Genomic DNA, 16,081 nt, shown 5'->3' with positions numbered 1-16,081 from the left:
GTACCGCGGTTCATGTGCGGTGTGTGATGGCATCCTCGCTGGATGTGAATGCCCTGTCAGTTGAGTATGTTCACTACTGAAACACTGTCACCACGACTTTTTGGCCACTCTCCTGGCATATTCACCGCGGGAGTTGGCCGAAATGCGGCCCCCGTCGATTACCCGAGGGGTAATCGACGGTCCGAGGTGGTGCGGGCATGGTTGCGGTACCGGGTCGGCGTGACCGAGATCCGGGACCTGACCAGCAGATTCGACCTCGACGGAGGCTGATGCCCCATGTCCGCGACCACCGACCGCCACGAGAGCGCCGTAGCCCGTTACTTCGAGGCGTGGAACGCCGACGACCAGGAGACGCTGACCAAAGCGGTGGCGGCGGCCTGGGCCGCGGACGGCGGCTACACCGACCCCCTGGCCGACGTCAGCGGCCATGAGGGGATCGCCGGGCTCATCGCGGCGGTCCACGAGCAGTTCCCGGGGTTCGTCTTCCGCCCCACCGGGGCCGTGGACGGCCATCACGACACCGCGCGCTTCTCCTGGGAGCTGGTGAACGAGTCCGACGGCAGCGCGCCCGTCGCGGGCTCCGACGTGATCGCCCTCGACGGCGAGGGGCGCATCCGGCAGGTGTACGGCTTCCTGGACCGGGTGCCCGACGGGATGTGAGACGGCGGCCCGCGATGAGTTCTCCCGCTCGTGGCGGTCTCCTGAACGAGAGGTCACCACGAGCGAGAGGCGGATGTCATGACCGTGAAGATCGACCAGCAGTTCACCGCAGAGCTGGTCAAGAGCCCGAGCGAGGGCGGCTGGACCTTCCTGGTCTGGCCGGAGTCCGTCGCGTTCTTCGGGACCCGCGGGCTGGTCAAGGTCAGCGGGACCATCGACGGGCATCCGTTCCGCAGTTCCTTCATGGCCCTGGGCGACGGCCGGCACAAGCTGCCGGTGAAGGCGGAGGTGCGCAGGGCCATCGGCAAGGAGGCGGGCGACACCGTGACCGTCCGCCTCCAGGAACGCCTCTGAGCGAAGAGCCCTACTTCTTGATCACCGCGTCGATGCGGGCCAGTTCCTCGGCGTCGAAGTCGAGGTTGCGGATCGTGCCGACGCTGTCCTCGATCTGCTGCGGGCTGCTCGCGCCGACGAGGGCGGAGGTGACCCGGCCGCCGCGCAGGACCCAGGCCAGCGCCAGCTGGGCCAGGGTCTGGCCGCGGGACTTGGCGATGTCGTTCAGCTCGCGCAGCTGGGTGACCAGGTCCTCGGTGAGGGCGTCGGAGTTCAGGAACGGGCTGTCGCTCGCGGCCCGCGAGTCCTCCGGGATGCCGTCGAGGTAACGGCCGGTGAGCACGCCCTGCTCCAGCGGGGAGAAGACGATGGAGCCGACCTGGAGGTCGTCCAGGGCGTCCAGCAGGCCCTCGTCCTCGGGGCGCCGGTCGAGCATCGAGTAGCGCGGCTGGTGGATGAGGAGCGGGGTGCCCAGCTCGCCCAGGATGCGGGCGGCCTCGCGGGTCTGCTCGGCGGAGTAGTTGGAGATGCCGACGTAGAGCGCCTTGCCCTGCTGCACGGCGGAGTGCAGGGCGCCCATCGTCTCCTCCAGCGGAGTCTCCGGGTCGGGGCGGTGCGAGTAGAAGACGTCGACGTAGTCCAGGCCCATCCGCGTCAGGCTCTGGTCCAGCGACGACAGCAGGTACTTGCGGGAGCCCCACTCGCCGTACGGGCCGGGCCACATCAGATAACCGGCCTTGGTGGAGATGATCAGCTCGTCGCGGTAGGCGGCGAGGTCGGACTTCAGGGCCTCACCGAACGCGGACTCGGCGGCGCCGGGCGGCGGGCCGTAGTTGTTGGCGAGGTCGAAGTGGGTGACACCGAGGTCGAAGGCGCGGCGCAGGATCGCGCGCTGGGTCTCGACGGTGCGGTCCGCGGGGCCGAAGTTGTGCCACAGGCCGAGCGAGATCGCGGGAAGCTTCAGACCGCTGCGTCCGGTGCGCCGGTAGGGCATGTCCGAGTAGCGGTCGGGGTGTGCGGTGTACAACGCGACTCCAGAGGGGTTGGCACGGTTTCCCGAGGGGCTCTGAGCAGATGACCGAGAGCCGGTATCCACTCTTTCGTGACCTGGGCGCATTGGTCCAACAGAAGAATCCGATGGAATTCAGCGGACGCGTTTCTGAGTAGGCTTCCACGTCATGGAACTCCGCCATCTCCAGCACTTCGTCGCGGTCGCCGAGGATCAGCACTTCACCCGGGCCGCCGAGCGGCTGCTGGTCTCCCAGTCGGGGCTGTCCGCCTCGATCCGGGCACTGGAGCGGGAGCTGCAGACCCCGCTGTTCGTGCGCACGACCCGGCGGGTGACGCTCACCCCGGCCGGGCGGGCGCTGCTGGGCGAGGCGGAGCGGATCCTGGCGCAGGTGCGGGCGGCCCACGAGGCGGTCGCCGCGGTCCAGGGCGTCCTGCGCGGGATGCTCGCTCTCGGGTCCGAGCAGTGCATCGCCGGAGTGCATGTGGCGGGGCTGCTCGCCGCGTTCCGCCGACAGCACCCCGACGTGGAGATCTGTCTGCGGCAGGCCGGCTCGGGCGCGCTCGCCGAGGAGGTCGCCGCCGGACGCCTGGACCTGGCCTTCGCGGTGCGGACGGCCCAGGAGGACACCGACCAGCTACGGGTCGTACCACTGGCCGGGGAGCCGATGACCGTCCTGTGCCATCCGGACCACCGGCTGGCGCGCACCGGTGCCGCCGTGACCCCGGAGGATCTCGGGGGCGAGGTCTTCGTCGACTTCCACCCGGACTGGGGCCCGCGCCGCACCACCGACGCGGCGTTCGCCGCGGCGGGCGTACGCCGGGCGGTCGCGCTGGAGGTGAACGACGTGCACAGCCTTCTGGACCTGGTGGACGAGAACCTCGGCGTGGCCGTCGTACCGCGCCACTTCCGGCACAAGCGCCCGTCCCTCACGGCGCTGCCGGTGAAGGGCACCGGGGAGATCGTGTACGAGACGGTCGCGCTGCTGCCGCCGGAGCAGGCCACCAGCCCGGCGGCGCGGGCCCTGATGGCGCTGCTGGAAACAGGGGGCGTAGGTACACCCCAGGACGGGGCTCACCCCTCCTGACCGGGCCCGTCTCCCACCGCAGACTCATGAGCGTCCCCCTCACGACAACTGCGGTCAGGAGTACGGAGATGACGGACCCCACACGACGGAACGTGCTGCGCGGCGCGGCGGCGCTCGCGGCGGCGGGCGGACTGGCCGGCGCGGGAACGGGGGCGGCGGTCGCCGCTCCCCAGGCGCCCACGGCACGCCGCTTCCCCTTCCTGGAGGGCGCGTTCGAGCCCGTCACGGAGGAACTGACGGCCTTCGACCTGCCGGTGACCGGGCGCATCCCGCGCGAGCTCAACGGCCGCTATCTGCGCAACGGCCCCAACGTCCTGGGCCTGGAGGACCCGCGCGCCCACCACTGGATGCTCGGCGACGGCATGGTCCACGGCGTCCGGCTGCGCGACGGCCGGGCCGAGTGGTACCGCAACCGCTGGGTGCGCTCCTCCCAGGTGGCCGGGAAGCTCGGCGAGCCCTACCCCGGTCCGGTTCCGCCGGACGACTTCCCCTGCAACACCCATGTGATCCCGTACCGGGGGCGGATCCTCACGCTCCAGGAGAGCGGCCCGCTGCCGTACGAACTCGACGACGAGCTCAACACCGTCGGGACGTACGACTTCCGGGGCACCCTGAAGGGTCCGCTCACCGCGCACACCAAGTTCGACGTCCACGCCGGTGAACTGCACGCCATCGCCTACTACCCGACCTGGGACCACGTACGGCACCTGGTCGTGGACCCGACGGGCCGGGTGTCCCGTACCACCAGGATCCCGGTGGCGGACGCGCCGATGATCCACGACTTCGCCCTCACCGAGCACCACGTGGTCATCCTCGACATGCCGGTCACCTTCGACCCGGCGGGCGCCGAGCGCGGCGACATCGTCCCGTACGTCTGGAACGACCGGCATCCGGCGCGAGTCGGCGTGCTGCCCCGCAAGGGCGGTGCCGTGCGCTGGTTCGAGGTCGACCCGGTCTACTACTCGCACACCCTCAACGCCTACGAGGAGGGCGCGGACATCGTCGTCGACATGACGAACTTCGACGCCCCCTTCTTCGTCGCGGGCAAGGGCTCGGGCGGCCCCTACGGGGCCGGCACGCCCCGGCTCGACCGCTGGACGATCGACCTGCGCCACGGGCGCGTGCGGACCCGGACCCTGGATGACCGCCCGCAGGAGTTCCCCCGCGTGAACGAGGGGTTGGTGTCCCGGCGGCACCGCTACGGCTACTCGGCTGCGTTCGGCGAGATGGCGCCGGCCTACATGGCGGTCGACGGCAATCCGCCCGACCGGGCGTTCCGCAACGGGCTCATCAAGCACGACCTGCTGCGCGGCACGACCGAGGTCCACCGGCTGCCGCGCGGGGCGGCGGCGAGCGAGGCCGTGTTCGTGCCGCGTGAGCACGCCACGGCCGAGGACGACGGGTACGCGATCGCGTACGTCCACGATCCCGACCGCGGGGCGTCGGACCTGGTGATCCTCGCCGCCCAGGACTTCACCGGCGAGCCGGTCGCCCGGATCCAGCTGCCGGGGCGAGTGCCGCTCGGCTTCCACGGGAGCTGGATCCCGGACGCGTGAGGCCCGCGGATGCGATGGTGGAGGGCATGCATGCCAAGGACATCCTCATCGACGGTTTCAGCCGCATCCAGGAAGAAGTCCATGCCGCCGTCGAGGGCCTGACCCCCGACGACCTCAACCACCGTCCCGGCCCCGACGCCAACTCCGTCACCTGGCTGGTCTGGCACCTCACCCGCGTCCAGGACGACCACATGGCCGACGCCTTCGGGCTCGACCAGGTGTGGCTGACCCAGGACTGGGAGAAGCGCTTCGGCCTCGACCTGCCGCCCCGCGACCACGGGTACGGCCACACCTCCGCGCAGGTGGCGAAGGTGCGGGTCGACTCCGCCGAGCTGCTGACCGGCTATTACGACGCCGTCCACGCCCAGAGCCTTGAGGCGCTGCGCGGGGTGACCGCGGCGGACCTGGAACGGGTCGTGGACACCCGCTGGGATCCGCCGGTCACCCTGGGCGTACGGCTGGTCAGCGTCCTGTCCGACGATCTCCAGCACGTCGGACAGGCCGCCTACCTGCGCGGACTGCTTCAGATCGCGTAGCCCGGCAGGACGACGTCCTCAAGGAGGGCCTTGCGCTCGTCGAACGGGATGAACGCGCTCTTGACGGCGTTCACCGTGACCGTGCGCAGGTCCTCGACGGTCCAGCCCGCCTCCTCGACCAGCAGGGACATCTCACGGGTCATGGTCGTGCCCGAGACCAGCCGGTTGTCGGTGTTGAGCGTGACGCGGAAGCCCAGCTCCTTGAGCGCGGTGATCGGGTGCTCGGCGATCGAGGTGGCGGCGCCGGTCTGGAGGTTGGAGGTGGGGCACATCTCCAGGGCGATCCGGCGGTCGCGGACCCAGCCAGCGAGGCGGCCGAGCTTGCCGTCCACGATGTCCTCGGTGAGGCGGACGCCGTGGCCGATGCGCTGGGCGCCGCAGACCTGGAGGGCCTGGTGGATGCTGGGCAGGCCGTGGGCCTCGCCGGCGTGGATGGTGAACGGCACGCTCTCGCGGCGCAGCAGCTCGAAGGCGGCGAGGTGGTCGGCGGGCGGGAAGCCGTCCTCGGCGCCGGCGATGTCGAAGCCGACGACGCCGGCGTCACGGAAGGCGACGGCGAGGTCGGCCGCCTCGGCGACGCGGTCGAACATCCGCATGCCGCACAGCAGCGTGCCCACCCGGACGGGCGTCCCGGCCGCGGCGGCCTTGGCCATACCCGCGGCGAGGCCCTCCTGGACGGTCTCGACGACCTCGCTCATCGCGAGCCCGCCCCGCGTGTTCAGCTCGGGGGCGTAGCGCACCTCGCCGTAGACCACGCCGTCGGCGGCCAGGTCGAGCACGTACTCCTCGGCGGTGCGCAGCAGGCCCTCGCGGGTCTGCATCACGGCGAGGGTGTGCTCGAAGGTGGCGATGTAGCGGACCAGGTCACCGGAGTTCGCGGCGTCGTAGTACCAGGAGGCGAGCTCGTCCGGGTCGGTGGTGGGCAGGGTGTGTCCGACCTCGGCGGCCAGCTCCACCACGGTGGCGGGGCGCAGGCCGCCGTCGAGGTGGTCGTGCAGGACGGCCTTGGGGAGGCGGCGGATCACATCGAGGTCTACGCGCGTAGCAGTCATGGCGAGGTCTTTCTGAGGAGCTGGGGCGGAACGGCGGAGCGGGGGGTCAGTCGGCGGGCTGGAGCAGGTCCCAGCGGTTGCCGTACAGGTCCTGGAAGACGGCCACCGAGCCGTACGCCTCGTGGCGCGGCTCCTCCAGGAAGGTCACGCCGGCGGCCACCATCCGGGCGTGGTCGCGGGCGAAGTCGTCGGTGTGCAGGAAGAACCCGACGCGCCCGCCGGTCTGGTCGCCGACCCGACCGCGCTGGGCGTCGTCCTTGGCGCGGGCGAGCAGCAGGCCGGTGCCGCTTCCCTCCGTGCCGGGTTCCACGACGACCCAGCGGGCGCCGCCGGGCCGCGGGGCGTCCTCGACGAGCCGGAAGCCGAGGGCCTCGGTGTAGAAGCGGATCGCCTCGTCGTAGTCGTCGACGACGAGGGTGACCAGGGCGATGCGTCTCATCGGGGCCTTTCGGGGCGTGGGATTAGCCGGAGAGGTTATACGTAAAACTCGCCGGACGCCAGTCGCATTCCGCGGCGGGGCCCACGACCGGGGCCTCAGCCCGAGGTCGTGTCCGCAAAGTCCCGTCGTCCGCCCGGAGGGCGGGCCGGGCGGCGTCAGGTGCGTGCTCTCGGCGTGCCGGGCACGAACCCGCGTACTGGTTGTACGTGGGTTCGTGCCCGGTGCGGCGAGAGTGCGTGCATGGCGGCTCCCAGCAGGCGGGACTATGCGGACACGACCTAGGACCGCGGTCCGATGCGGCTAAGGGCGGGGCCGGATAGCGTCCCGGTGATGGAGATCAGCAAGCAGCCCCGCGAACCCGAACGGCGCAAGCGCGAGCTTCTCGCCCGGCTTGATCAGGAGATGGACGTCTGGGTGGCCACGGCGGACGCCGACGGGCTCCCGTGTCTGGTCCCCCTCTGGTTCCTGTGGGACGGGGAGGCCGTCTGGCTGGCGACGCGCCTGAGCACGCCGACCGGCCGCAATCTGTCGGACGCCGGACCGGCCCGGCTGGCGCTCGGGGACACGCAGGACGTGGTGCTGCTCGACGGAGACGCGCAGATGTACGCGGCGGACACGGTGCCGTCGGCCGCGGCGGAGGCGTTCCGCGCGAAGACCGGCTGGGATCCACGGGCGGACAGCCTGCCGTACGTCTGGTTCCGGGTGCGTCCGCGCACGGTGCAGGCGCGCCACGGTGAGCACGAGATGCGGGGCCGGTATCTGATGCGGGACGGGGTGTGGGTCGTGTGAGGCGCCGGTTACGGGGCTGATCAACCGGCCCGTGTGTGCAGGGAGTTGAGGCGGGCCAGCTCGTCGTCGGTCAGCGGGATCACGCCCGCCGCCACGTTCTCGGCCAGATGGTCGGGGTTGCCGGTGCCGGGGATGGCGAGCAGGTGCGGGCCCTGGTGCAGGGTCCAGGCGATACGGATCTGGGCAGGGCTCGCGCCGTGTGCCCGTGCGATGGCGAGCACCTCGGTGTCGTGGTTCGCCGTGGCGCCGTGTTCGCCCGCGTCACCGGCCACCGCGTAGAACGGGACGTAGGCGATGCCCTGTTCACCGCAGATGCGCAGCAGTTCGTCGGGGTGGTCCAGGGCGTATCGGTTCTGCACGCTGACCACGGGGGCGATGGTCTGCGCCTCGGCAAGATGGCGCGGCCTGACGGCGGAGAGGCCGAGGTGGCGGATCAGGCCGGCCTCGCGCAGTTCGGCGAGGGCGCCGAAGTGGTCGGCGATGGAGTCCTGGCGCATGCGGCGCAGGTAGACGACGTCGAGGTGGTCGCGGCCCAACTGGCGCAGGTTCTCCTCGACATGGCCGCGCAGGTCCTCGGGGCGGGCGGAGGTGCCCCACTCCCCCGTCCAGTCGCGGAAGGGGCCGACCTTGGTGGCGATGACGAGATCGTCGGCGTACGGGGCCAGCGCGGTGTTGATCAGTTCGTTGGCCGAGCGCAGGGCGGAGAAGTAGAAGGCCGCGGTGTCGATGTGGTTGACACCGAGTTCGATCGCCCTGTGCAGCACGGCGATCGCCTGGCGCCGGTCGCTCGGTGTCCCGTGGTGGAAGGCGGCGCTGCCCGTCAGCCGCATCGCGCCGAGGCCGAGGCGGTTGACGGACAGGTCGCCGAGTTTCCAGGTGCCCGCGGCGTCCGCGGTGATCGTTTCGGAGGTCATCGGTGGAGTGTCACACAGGGTTCCACGGCGGACGACCCCTTTACGGACTCATGGATCAGCCGTCCCAGGTCCAGTCCGCCACCTCCGGCAGGTCGGTGCCGTGCTCGCGGATCCACTCGTGGTGGCGCAGCCGGGTGTCCGCCATCTCCTGGCGTACGGCGGTGGCGCGGACGGCGAGGCCGGGGACGCGGTCGATGACGTCCATGACGAGGCGGTAGCGGTCGAGGTCGTTGCGCACGACCATGTCGAAGGGGGTGGTCGTGGTGCCGATCTCCTTGTAGCCGCGCACGTGCAGATGGGGGTGGCCGGTGCGGCGGTAGGCGAGGCGGTGGATCAGCCAGGGGTAGCCGTGATAGGCGAAGATCACCGGTTTGCCGGGGGCGAAGAGCCCGTCGTACTCGAAGTCGCTCATCCCGTGCGGGTGTTCGTCGCTCGGCATCAGTCGCGCGATGTCGACCACGTTCACCACGCGGACGGCGAGGTCGGGCAGGTGGCGGCGGAGCAACTGGGCCGCGGCCAGCGTCTCCTGGGTGGGGACGTCGCCCGCGCAGGCGAGCACCACGTCGGGTTCGCGGCTGCCGTCCTCGGTGCCCGCCCAGTCCCAGACGCCGAGTCCGCGGGCGCAGTGGATGCGGGCCTGGTCCATCGAGAGCCAGTCGTAGCAGGGCTGCTTGCCGGCGACGACGACGTTGACGTAGTCGCGGCTGCGCAGCACGTGGTCGGCGACGGAGAGGAGGGTGTTGGCGTCCGGCGGAAGGTAGACCCGTACCGCTTCCGGGCTCTTGTTGAGGATGTGGTCGACGAAGCCGGGATCCTGGTGGGAGAACCCGTTGTGGTCCTGGCGCCAGACATGCGAGGTGAGCAGGTAGTTGAGAGAGGCGATGGGGGCTCGCCAGGGCAGCCGGCGGGTGACCCGCAGCCATTTGATGTGCTGGTTGACCATCGAGTCGACGATGTGGACGAAGGCCTCGTAACAGGAGAAGAGTCCGTGGCGGCCGGTGAGGAGGTAGCCCTCCAGCCAGCCCTGGCAGGTGTGTTCGGAGAGGATCTCCATCACCCGGCCGTGCCGGTCGAGATGTTCGTCGACCTCGTAGGTGTCGGCCTGCCATGCCTTGCCACTGGCCGAGTAGACGGCCTGGAGGCGGTTGGACGCGGTCTCGTCGGGGCCTACGAGGCGGAAGTCGCGGCGTTCGGCGGTGGCCTGCATGAGGTGTTCGAGCAACTCGCCCAGGACCCGGGTGGGTTCGTGGAGGGTGGCGCCGGGTTTGTCGACGGGGACGGCGAACCGTTCCAGGGGCGGCAGGGGCAACGACCGCAGGAGGAGCCCTCCGTTGGCGTGCGGGGTGGCGCCGAGGCGGTGCGGTCCCTGCGGGACATGCGTCAGGAGGTGGGGGCGCGGACGGCCCTGTTCGTCGAAGAGTTCCTCGGGGCGGTAGGAGCGCAACCATGTCTCCAACTGCCGCAGGTGGTCCGGGTTGTCGCGTACGGCGGACAGGGGGACCTGGTGGGAGCGCCAGGTGCCGGCCACGGGGAGGCCGTCGACCTCGGCGGGGCCGGTCCAGCCCTTCGGGGTGCGCAGCACGATCATCGGCCAGCGAGGACGTTCGGCGGCGCCCTGCGCGCGGGCGGCGTGCTGGAGGGCGGCGATGCGGTCGAGCGCGGTGTCCAGGGCCTCGGCCATGGCGCGGTGGACGGTGGCCGGGTCGTCGCCGGTGACGTGGAGCGGTTCGTGGCCGTATCCCCTGAGCAGGGAGTCGAGTTCGGCCTCGGGGATGCGGGCGAGGACGGTCGGGTTGGCGATCTTGTAGCCGTTGAGGTGGAGGATGGGCAGGACGGCGCCGTCGTGGACGGGGTCGAGGAACTTGTTCGAGTGCCAGGACGCGGCCAGCGGGCCCGTCTCGGCCTCGCCGTCGCCGATGACGCAGGCGACCAGGAGGCCGGGGTTGTCGAGGGCGGCGCCGTAGGCGTGCGCGAGGGAGTAGCCGAGTTCGCCGCCCTCGTGGAGGGAGCCGGGGGTCTCGGGGGCGACGTGGCTGGGGACGCCGCCGGGGAAGGAGAACTGCTTGAACAGCCGGGCCATGCCGGGCCCGTCCCGGGTGATGTCCGGGTAGGTCTCGCTGTACGAGCCCTCCAGCCAGGAGTTGGCGAGCACCGCGGGGCCGCCGTGGCCGGGTCCCCACACGCACAGGGCGTCCAGGTCGCGGGCCTTGATCACCCGGTTGAGGTGGGTGTGGACGAGGTTCAGACCGGGCGAGGTGCCCCAGTGGCCGAGCAGCCGCGGCTTGACGTGCTCGGGGCGCAGGGGCTCGGTCAGCAGGGGGTTGGCCATGAGGTAGATCTGGCCGACGGCGAGGTAGTTCGCGGCGCGCCAGTGGGCGTCCAGGGAGGTCAGCTCCTCGTCCGTGAGTACGCCGGGCGAGTGCCGGGTGGTGGCGGACATCGGGGGTCCCCTTCCGGGTCGAGGCAACTGGATCTCGGGCGAGTACGGGTGGGCGGCGCCTGCCGTCCAGCTTCGCCGCCGCGCCGGGTACCCGACAGGGCCGACCGGGCCACATGCGGGGAGACGGGTGGATAGGGGGCGGAGGTTTCGGGTGGCGTACACCTTGCAGGCTGCGATCGCGGGAGACGAGTTGCTGCGTGCGGCGTCGCGGGACGTCCCCGGCACGCACGTGGTGCCGTTTCTTCAGGGGCTGTCGCTGCTGCCGATGACCGATGCGGCCTTCGACGCCGTCACGGACGGCGGAGCCACGGGCGCCCTCGGGTTCTGGAAGCTGCCCGGCGGCTTCGAGGGGCTGCTCGCCCAGTGGTCCGCCGCCGGCCCCGTCGCCACGTCGAGGCGGAGTATTTCGGAGGCGTCGGCGAGCAGCGCGCCGCGGTCCGGGTCGGCGGCTCTTTGGCCCTGGGGGCCCTGGAGACACCCGCGCGGCGCGGATCGCACGCCGTCAGCCCTGTCTCACAGGCACTTCGGCGGCTCGGTGCGCGCAGGAGCCTCGGGGAGGACGAGTTCTCGGCCGTCGGGCTGGACCGGCACCGTCACACCGACGACCGGATCTCGTCCGGTACGGGGTGATGCGGGTCCGGCCCGTCGGCTCGCGCCGGCGTCTCAGCCCAGCGGCTTGTCGAGGATCGCCTTGCGGTGGCTGAACGTCTCGATCGAGTAGCGGCCGTGGTAGTTGCCCATGCCGCTCTCGCCGACGCCGCCGAAGGGCAGGTCGGAGACGGTGAGGTGGGCGAGCGGGAGGCCGTAGCCGAGGCCGCCGGAGGAGGTCTCGGCGGCGAGGCGGGCGCGCGTGGCCTCGGACTCGGCGAAGACGTACAGGGCGAGGGGCTTGTCGCGGTCGTTGATGAAGTCGATCGCCTGGTCGAGGTCCGGCACGGTGACGATCGGCAGGATCGGACCGAAGATCTCCTCCTGCATGACGGGCGACGCCGGGTCGACGTCGGCCAGGACGGTCGGGGCGATGTACTTCTGCGAGCGGTCGGTGTCGCCGCCCACGACCACGCGGCCCGAGTCGAGCAGGCCGGTCAGCCGGTCGAAGTGGCGTTCGTTGACGATCCTGCCGTACTCGCCGGAGACGGACGCGTCGGTGCCGTACACCGCCTGGACCGCCTTGGTGAGCAGGGGCTCCAGCGCCGCCGCGGTCTCGGGGTCGGTCAGGACGTAGTCGGGGGCCACGCAGGTCTGACCGGCGTTGAGGAACTTGCCGCGGGCGAGCCGGTCGGCGACGACGGCCAGGTCCGCGTCGGGGTCGACGAACGCCGGGGACTTGCCGCCGAGTTCGAGGGTGACCGGCGTGAGGTGCTCGGCGGCGGCCCGCATGACGATCCGGCCGACGACGCCGTTGCCGGTGTAGAAGATGTGGTCGAAGCGCTCGGCCAGCAGGGCCGTGGTCTCCGGGATGCCGCCCTCGACGACCGCGAAGGCCTCGGTGTCGAGGAACTCCGGCAGCAGCCGGGCCAGCGCGGCCGAGGTCGCGGGGGCCAGCTCGCTCGGCTTGACGACCACGGCGTTGCCCGCGGCCAGGGCGCCCACGACCGGGGCGAGCAGCAGCTGGGCCGGGTAGTTCCAGGGGGCGATGACGAGGACGACGCCGAGCGGGTCGTACTGCGTCCAGGCGCTCGCGTCGGCGCCGAGGTGCGCCGGGACCGGGGCGGACTCGGGGCGCAGCCACTCCTCCAGGTGGTCGAGGGTGTGGTCGATCTCGCGGATCGTGAAGTCGATCTCGGTGCGGTAGGCCTCGGTGGAACTCTTGCCCAGGTCGGCGTGGAGGGCCGCGGCCAGTTCGGCGCCGCGTTCCGTGAGCAGTTCGCGCAGCCGGCGCAGCTGGCCGGTACGCCAGGCGAGGGGCTTGGTGCGGCCGGTGCGGAACGTGGCGCGCAGACGGGCCACGACGTCGGCGGGCTGCTCGGAGGTGGGCTGCTGGTTCACGGTGCCTCGCTGGTGCTGCGCGGGCCGCTGGGCGCGGCCTCGACGGGTGGATGCGTTCGACGGTTGGATGTAAACGCCAACCATTACTGCACCGGAACGCATTCCCTGACCACGTAGGTAACTTTCCGCTATCCGGCGTTCACACTCGGCTGGACGCGTCCAGCGTCCCCGACAACCGTTCCAGCAGTCCCCGCAGCAGTTCCTCGTCCCCCTCGCTCAGCGCGGGCCAGTCGGCGCGGACCGCGCGGTCGATCCGGCGCCAGTACTCCTGGCCGCGGGGGGTGAGGTGGGCGAGGATGCGCCGCCGGTCCTGCGGGTCCACCCGGCGGTGGACGAGGTTCTGGTCGACCAGGTGGTCGACGAGCTTGGTCAGGGTCGGCGGCGGCAGGAACGCGGCCTCGGCTATCGCCGTCATGTGGTGACCCTGCCCGTCGGAGAGCAGCCCGAGCACCCGCCAGGCGTCGAGCGAGCAGCCCTCCTCGTCGAGGGCCGCCTGGAGGCGGCGGGCCACCAGCCGCTCGGCCCGGGTCAGAAGCCGCACCAGGTCGCGGGGCTGACGCGGGGATGAGGTGGGCATCGCGCTCCTAGGTCACGGGGTGTGTACATCGTATGAGACAGGCTGGAGTTCACCGGGCGGACCGGAAATCATGACGCCATGTTCCGGCACGATCCCCCCGCGCCCGAGTGGTTCACGGCCGACGACTCCGTCCTCGGTGTGGCCCTCGTGTTCCCGATGCAGGGGCCGGCCGGGATCTTCGGGCCCACCTGCGAGTTGTGTGCGCAACTGGCCGCCGAGGAGGTCAACCGGGCGGGCGGGGTCCTCGGGCGGGAGCTGAGGCTGCTGCCCGTCGACGGGGGCGGGTCGCCGCGTGAGATCGCCGACCATGTCGAGGCGCTGGTGGACCTCGGGGCGGTGCAGGGCGTCACGGGCTGGCACATCTCCTCGGTGCGGCAGGCACTGGCGCCGAGGATCGCCCATCGGGTGCCGTACGTCTACACCGCCCTGTACGAGGGCGGCGAGCACACGGCCGGGGTGTTCCTGACGAGCGAGACGCCGCGTGACCAACTGCGCCCCGCGATGGGTCTGTTGGCGCACGAGCGCGGGGTGCGCCGTTGGTTCGTCGTCGGCAACGACTACGTGTGGCCACGCCGTACGGCACGGGCGGCGCACGGATACGCCCATGAGTCCGGCGGCGTCGTGGGCGGCGAGGTCTACCTCCCGCTCGGCACCCACGACTTCGAGCCCGTCCTGCGCCGCATCGAACGCTCCGACGCCGACGGCGTGCTGATGCTGCTGGTCGGCAGCGACGCGGTGCGCTTCAACCGGGCGTTCGCGGCCTACGGTCTGCACGACCGCTGCCTCAGACTGAGCACGCTCATGGACGAGAACATGCTGATGGCGAGCGGCCCTTCGGCCACCGAGGACCTGTACAGCACGGCCGGGTTCTTCGCCTCGCTCGCCAACCAGGACACCCTCGATCTCCACGGCCGGTACGCCGGCCGGTACGGCATCGAGGCGCCCGCACTGGGCAGTCTCGGCGAATCCTGTTACGAGGGCGTCCTGTTGCTCGCCGCGCTGCTGAGGCGGGCCGGGACCCTGGACGTGACCGCGATCGGGGCGGCGGCCGCAGGCGTGTCGTACGAGGGACCGCGCGGACTGCTCCACCTGCGGGGCCGGCATGTGCGCCAGCGGATCTACCTGGCGCGCGCCGACGGGCTGGACTTCGACGTCCTCACCGAGCTCGATCTCCACGGTTCCCGCTCTTGACATGCCCCCAGCACGCCAAGATACTTCCCACAGAAAGTAATTAGAATGCCTCGGGCGAATTGTGAATTCAGTTTCTGAATGCATCTCACATGCCGTGCGAGGCGTTTTTTGTTGCCTCCGGGAAAGTCCCGCGAAACACCCCGGAAACAGCGGGACTTGAGTCTGTGGACCGCACTTCAGCAGGCCGTTCACCCTAGGGGGTTGGTTTGTCCAGCGGTTCCCGCAGTTCCCGTGTTCCTCGCCGTGGCTTCCTCGTCGCAGGCGCCGCTCTCACCGCGGTCGTGACGCTCTCCGCGTGCGGCGCGAAGACCGACGCGGCCGGCTCGTCGTCCGACAAGGCGGCGAAGATCGACGTCAGCGGCGACACGGTCAAGGTCGGCCTGCTCAACTCGCTCTCCGGCACGATGGCGATCAGCGAGGTGACCGTCCGCGACTCGCTGAAGCTCGCGATCGACGAGATCAACGCCTCCGGTGGCGTCCTCGGCAAGAAGATCAAGCCGATCAGCGAGGACGGCGCCTCCGACTGGCCGACGTTCGCCGAGAAGGCGCAGAAGCTCATCAAGGAGGACGGGGTCGCGGCCACCTTCGGCTGCTGGACCTCGGCCAGCCGCAAGGCCGTCAAGCCGGTCTTCGAGAAGAACAAGTCGCTGCTGTTCTACCCGGTGCAGTACGAGGGCCTGGAGGAGTCCCCGTACATCTTCTACACCGGCGCGACCACCAACCAGCAGATCGTCCCGGGCCTCGACTACCTCAAGTCCAAGGGCCTGAAGAAGATCTACCTGGTCGGCAGCGACTACGTCTTCCCGCGTACCGCCAACAAGGAGATCAAGGCGTACGCGAAGGCCAACGGCATGACGATCCTCGGTGAGGACTACGCGCCGCTGGGCTCCACGGAGTTCTCCACGATCGCCAACAAGGTGAAGGCGTCGAAGGCGGACGCCGTCTTCAACACCCTCAACGGCGACTCCAACGTGGCCTTCTTCAAGGAGTACAAGTCGGCCGGCCTGACCGCCAAGACCATGCCGGTCGTCTCGGTGTCGATCGCCGAGGAGGAGGTCAAGTCGATCGGAACGCAGTATCTGGCGGGCCAGTTGACGGCCTGGAACTACTACCAGACCACCGCGGGCGCGGCGAACGCCGAGTTCGTGAAGGCGTACAAGGCCAAGTACGGCCAGGACAAGCCGACCAGTGACCCGATGGAGGCCGCGTACACCTCGGTCTACCTCTGGAAGGCCATGGTCGAGAAGGCGAAGTCCTTCGACCCGGAGAAGGTGAAGGCCGCCTCCGACGGCATCACCTTCGACGCCCCCGAGGGCAAGGTCACCGTCGACGGCGCCTCGCAGCACGTCTACAAGACCGCCCGCATCGGCGAGATCGGGACCGACGGCCAGATCAAGGAGGTCTGGAACTCCGGCAAGCCGATCAAGCCGGACCCGTTCCTCAAGGGCTACTCCTGGGCCTCCGGCCTCTCCTGACCGACCGTCATCCCCCGCGGGGTCCTCAGGGCCC

General features: G+C 70.7%; 16 protein-coding genes. 8 read left to right on the top strand and 8 right to left on the bottom strand.

The annotated features are described in order from the left end of the window. Nucleotides 1–276 precede the first annotated feature (276 nt). Complete coding sequence (locus ACIHIX_RS14930) at nucleotides 277–660, top strand: nuclear transport factor 2 family protein (RefSeq protein ID WP_399954959.1); 384 nt, start codon at nucleotides 277–279, stop codon at nucleotides 658–660. A gap of 78 nt (nucleotides 661–738) precedes the next feature. Further along, complete coding sequence (locus tag ACIHIX_RS14925) at nucleotides 739–1,014, top strand: DUF1905 domain-containing protein (RefSeq protein WP_399954956.1); 276 nt, start codon at nucleotides 739–741, stop codon at nucleotides 1,012–1,014. Between the two features lie 10 nt (nucleotides 1,015–1,024). On the opposite strand, the gene mgrA is transcribed toward ACIHIX_RS14925, so the two are convergent. Further along, a complete protein-coding gene (gene mgrA / locus ACIHIX_RS14920) occupies nucleotides 1,025–2,020 on the bottom strand; it encodes an L-glyceraldehyde 3-phosphate reductase (RefSeq protein WP_399954954.1) in 996 nt (331 codons plus the stop codon). Nucleotides 2,021–2,171: 151 nt separating this feature from the next. Here mgrA and ACIHIX_RS14915 point away from each other — a divergent pair, with 151 nt between their 5' ends. The 3 genes from ACIHIX_RS14915 (at nucleotide 2,172) to ACIHIX_RS14905 (ending at nucleotide 5,181) form a co-directional block, all read left to right on the top strand. Further along, nucleotides 2,172–3,089: a LysR family transcriptional regulator gene (locus tag ACIHIX_RS14915; protein WP_399954950.1), complete on the top strand. Its 918-nt coding sequence runs from the start codon at nucleotides 2,172–2,174 to the stop codon at nucleotides 3,087–3,089. Between the two features lie 68 nt (nucleotides 3,090–3,157). Then, complete coding sequence (locus ACIHIX_RS14910; RefSeq protein WP_399954947.1) at nucleotides 3,158–4,645, top strand: carotenoid oxygenase family protein; 1,488 nt, start codon at nucleotides 3,158–3,160, stop codon at nucleotides 4,643–4,645. A gap of 26 nt (nucleotides 4,646–4,671) precedes the next feature. After that, nucleotides 4,672–5,181 (top strand): DUF664 domain-containing protein, encoded by a 510-nt coding sequence (locus tag ACIHIX_RS14905; protein WP_399954944.1) that lies wholly within the window; start codon nucleotides 4,672–4,674, stop codon nucleotides 5,179–5,181. Here ACIHIX_RS14905 and ACIHIX_RS14900 read toward each other — a convergent pair. Both ACIHIX_RS14900 and ACIHIX_RS14895 read right to left on the bottom strand, forming a co-directional pair. Further along, a complete protein-coding gene (locus ACIHIX_RS14900) occupies nucleotides 5,169–6,233 on the bottom strand; it encodes an adenosine deaminase (protein ID WP_399954941.1) in 1,065 nt (354 codons plus the stop codon). The two genes, ACIHIX_RS14905 and ACIHIX_RS14900, sit on opposite strands and share 13 nt — an antisense overlap. A gap of 46 nt (nucleotides 6,234–6,279) precedes the next feature. Then, nucleotides 6,280–6,672: a VOC family protein gene (locus ACIHIX_RS14895; RefSeq protein WP_329332088.1), complete on the bottom strand. Its 393-nt coding sequence runs from the start codon at nucleotides 6,670–6,672 to the stop codon at nucleotides 6,280–6,282. A 330-nt stretch (nucleotides 6,673–7,002) separates the two neighbouring features. Between ACIHIX_RS14895 and ACIHIX_RS14890 the strand changes: the two genes are divergently transcribed. Continuing rightward, complete coding sequence (locus tag ACIHIX_RS14890) at nucleotides 7,003–7,461, top strand: pyridoxamine 5'-phosphate oxidase family protein (protein ID WP_399954938.1); 459 nt, start codon at nucleotides 7,003–7,005, stop codon at nucleotides 7,459–7,461. A 20-nt stretch (nucleotides 7,462–7,481) separates the two neighbouring features. Here the strand turns inward: ACIHIX_RS14890 and ACIHIX_RS14885 are convergent, their stop codons facing one another. From ACIHIX_RS14885 to ACIHIX_RS14865, 5 genes are all read right to left on the bottom strand, one after another. After that, nucleotides 7,482–8,375, bottom strand: a complete 894-nt coding sequence (locus tag ACIHIX_RS14885) for an aldo/keto reductase (protein ID WP_399954935.1) — start codon at nucleotides 8,373–8,375, stop codon at nucleotides 7,482–7,484. A gap of 55 nt (nucleotides 8,376–8,430) precedes the next feature. Further along, nucleotides 8,431–10,815, bottom strand: a complete 2,385-nt coding sequence (locus ACIHIX_RS14880; RefSeq protein ID WP_399954933.1) for a phosphoketolase — start codon at nucleotides 10,813–10,815, stop codon at nucleotides 8,431–8,433. 243 nt (nucleotides 10,816–11,058) lie between these two features. Continuing rightward, nucleotides 11,059–11,313 carry a hypothetical protein gene (locus tag ACIHIX_RS14875; protein WP_399954931.1) on the bottom strand — a complete coding sequence of 85 codons (255 nt, stop codon included), beginning with the start codon at nucleotides 11,311–11,313 and terminating at the stop codon, nucleotides 11,059–11,061. Between the two features lie 165 nt (nucleotides 11,314–11,478). Then, on the bottom strand, nucleotides 11,479–12,888 hold the full coding sequence (locus ACIHIX_RS14870; protein ID WP_399954929.1) for an aldehyde dehydrogenase family protein: 1,410 nt from the start codon (nucleotides 12,886–12,888) through the stop codon (nucleotides 11,479–11,481). 55 nt (nucleotides 12,889–12,943) lie between these two features. Next, nucleotides 12,944–13,381 (bottom strand): MarR family winged helix-turn-helix transcriptional regulator, encoded by a 438-nt coding sequence (locus ACIHIX_RS14865; RefSeq protein ID WP_399954927.1) that lies wholly within the window; start codon nucleotides 13,379–13,381, stop codon nucleotides 12,944–12,946. Between the two features lie 78 nt (nucleotides 13,382–13,459). Between ACIHIX_RS14865 and ACIHIX_RS14860 the strand changes: the two genes are divergently transcribed. Then, complete coding sequence (locus ACIHIX_RS14860; protein ID WP_399954925.1) at nucleotides 13,460–14,572, top strand: substrate-binding domain-containing protein; 1,113 nt, start codon at nucleotides 13,460–13,462, stop codon at nucleotides 14,570–14,572. Nucleotides 14,573–14,778: 206 nt separating this feature from the next. Then, nucleotides 14,779–16,047, top strand: coding sequence for an urea ABC transporter substrate-binding protein (gene urtA / locus ACIHIX_RS14855; RefSeq protein ID WP_399954923.1), 1,269 nt, complete (start codon nucleotides 14,779–14,781; stop codon nucleotides 16,045–16,047). Nucleotides 16,048–16,081 lie beyond the last annotated feature (34 nt).

This window comes from Streptomyces sp. NPDC051913 (assembly GCF_044593635.1).
Taxonomy (GTDB): Bacteria; Actinomycetota; Actinomycetes; order Streptomycetales; family Streptomycetaceae; genus Streptomyces.
This window is presented reverse-complemented; position numbering and strand designations above follow the sequence as displayed.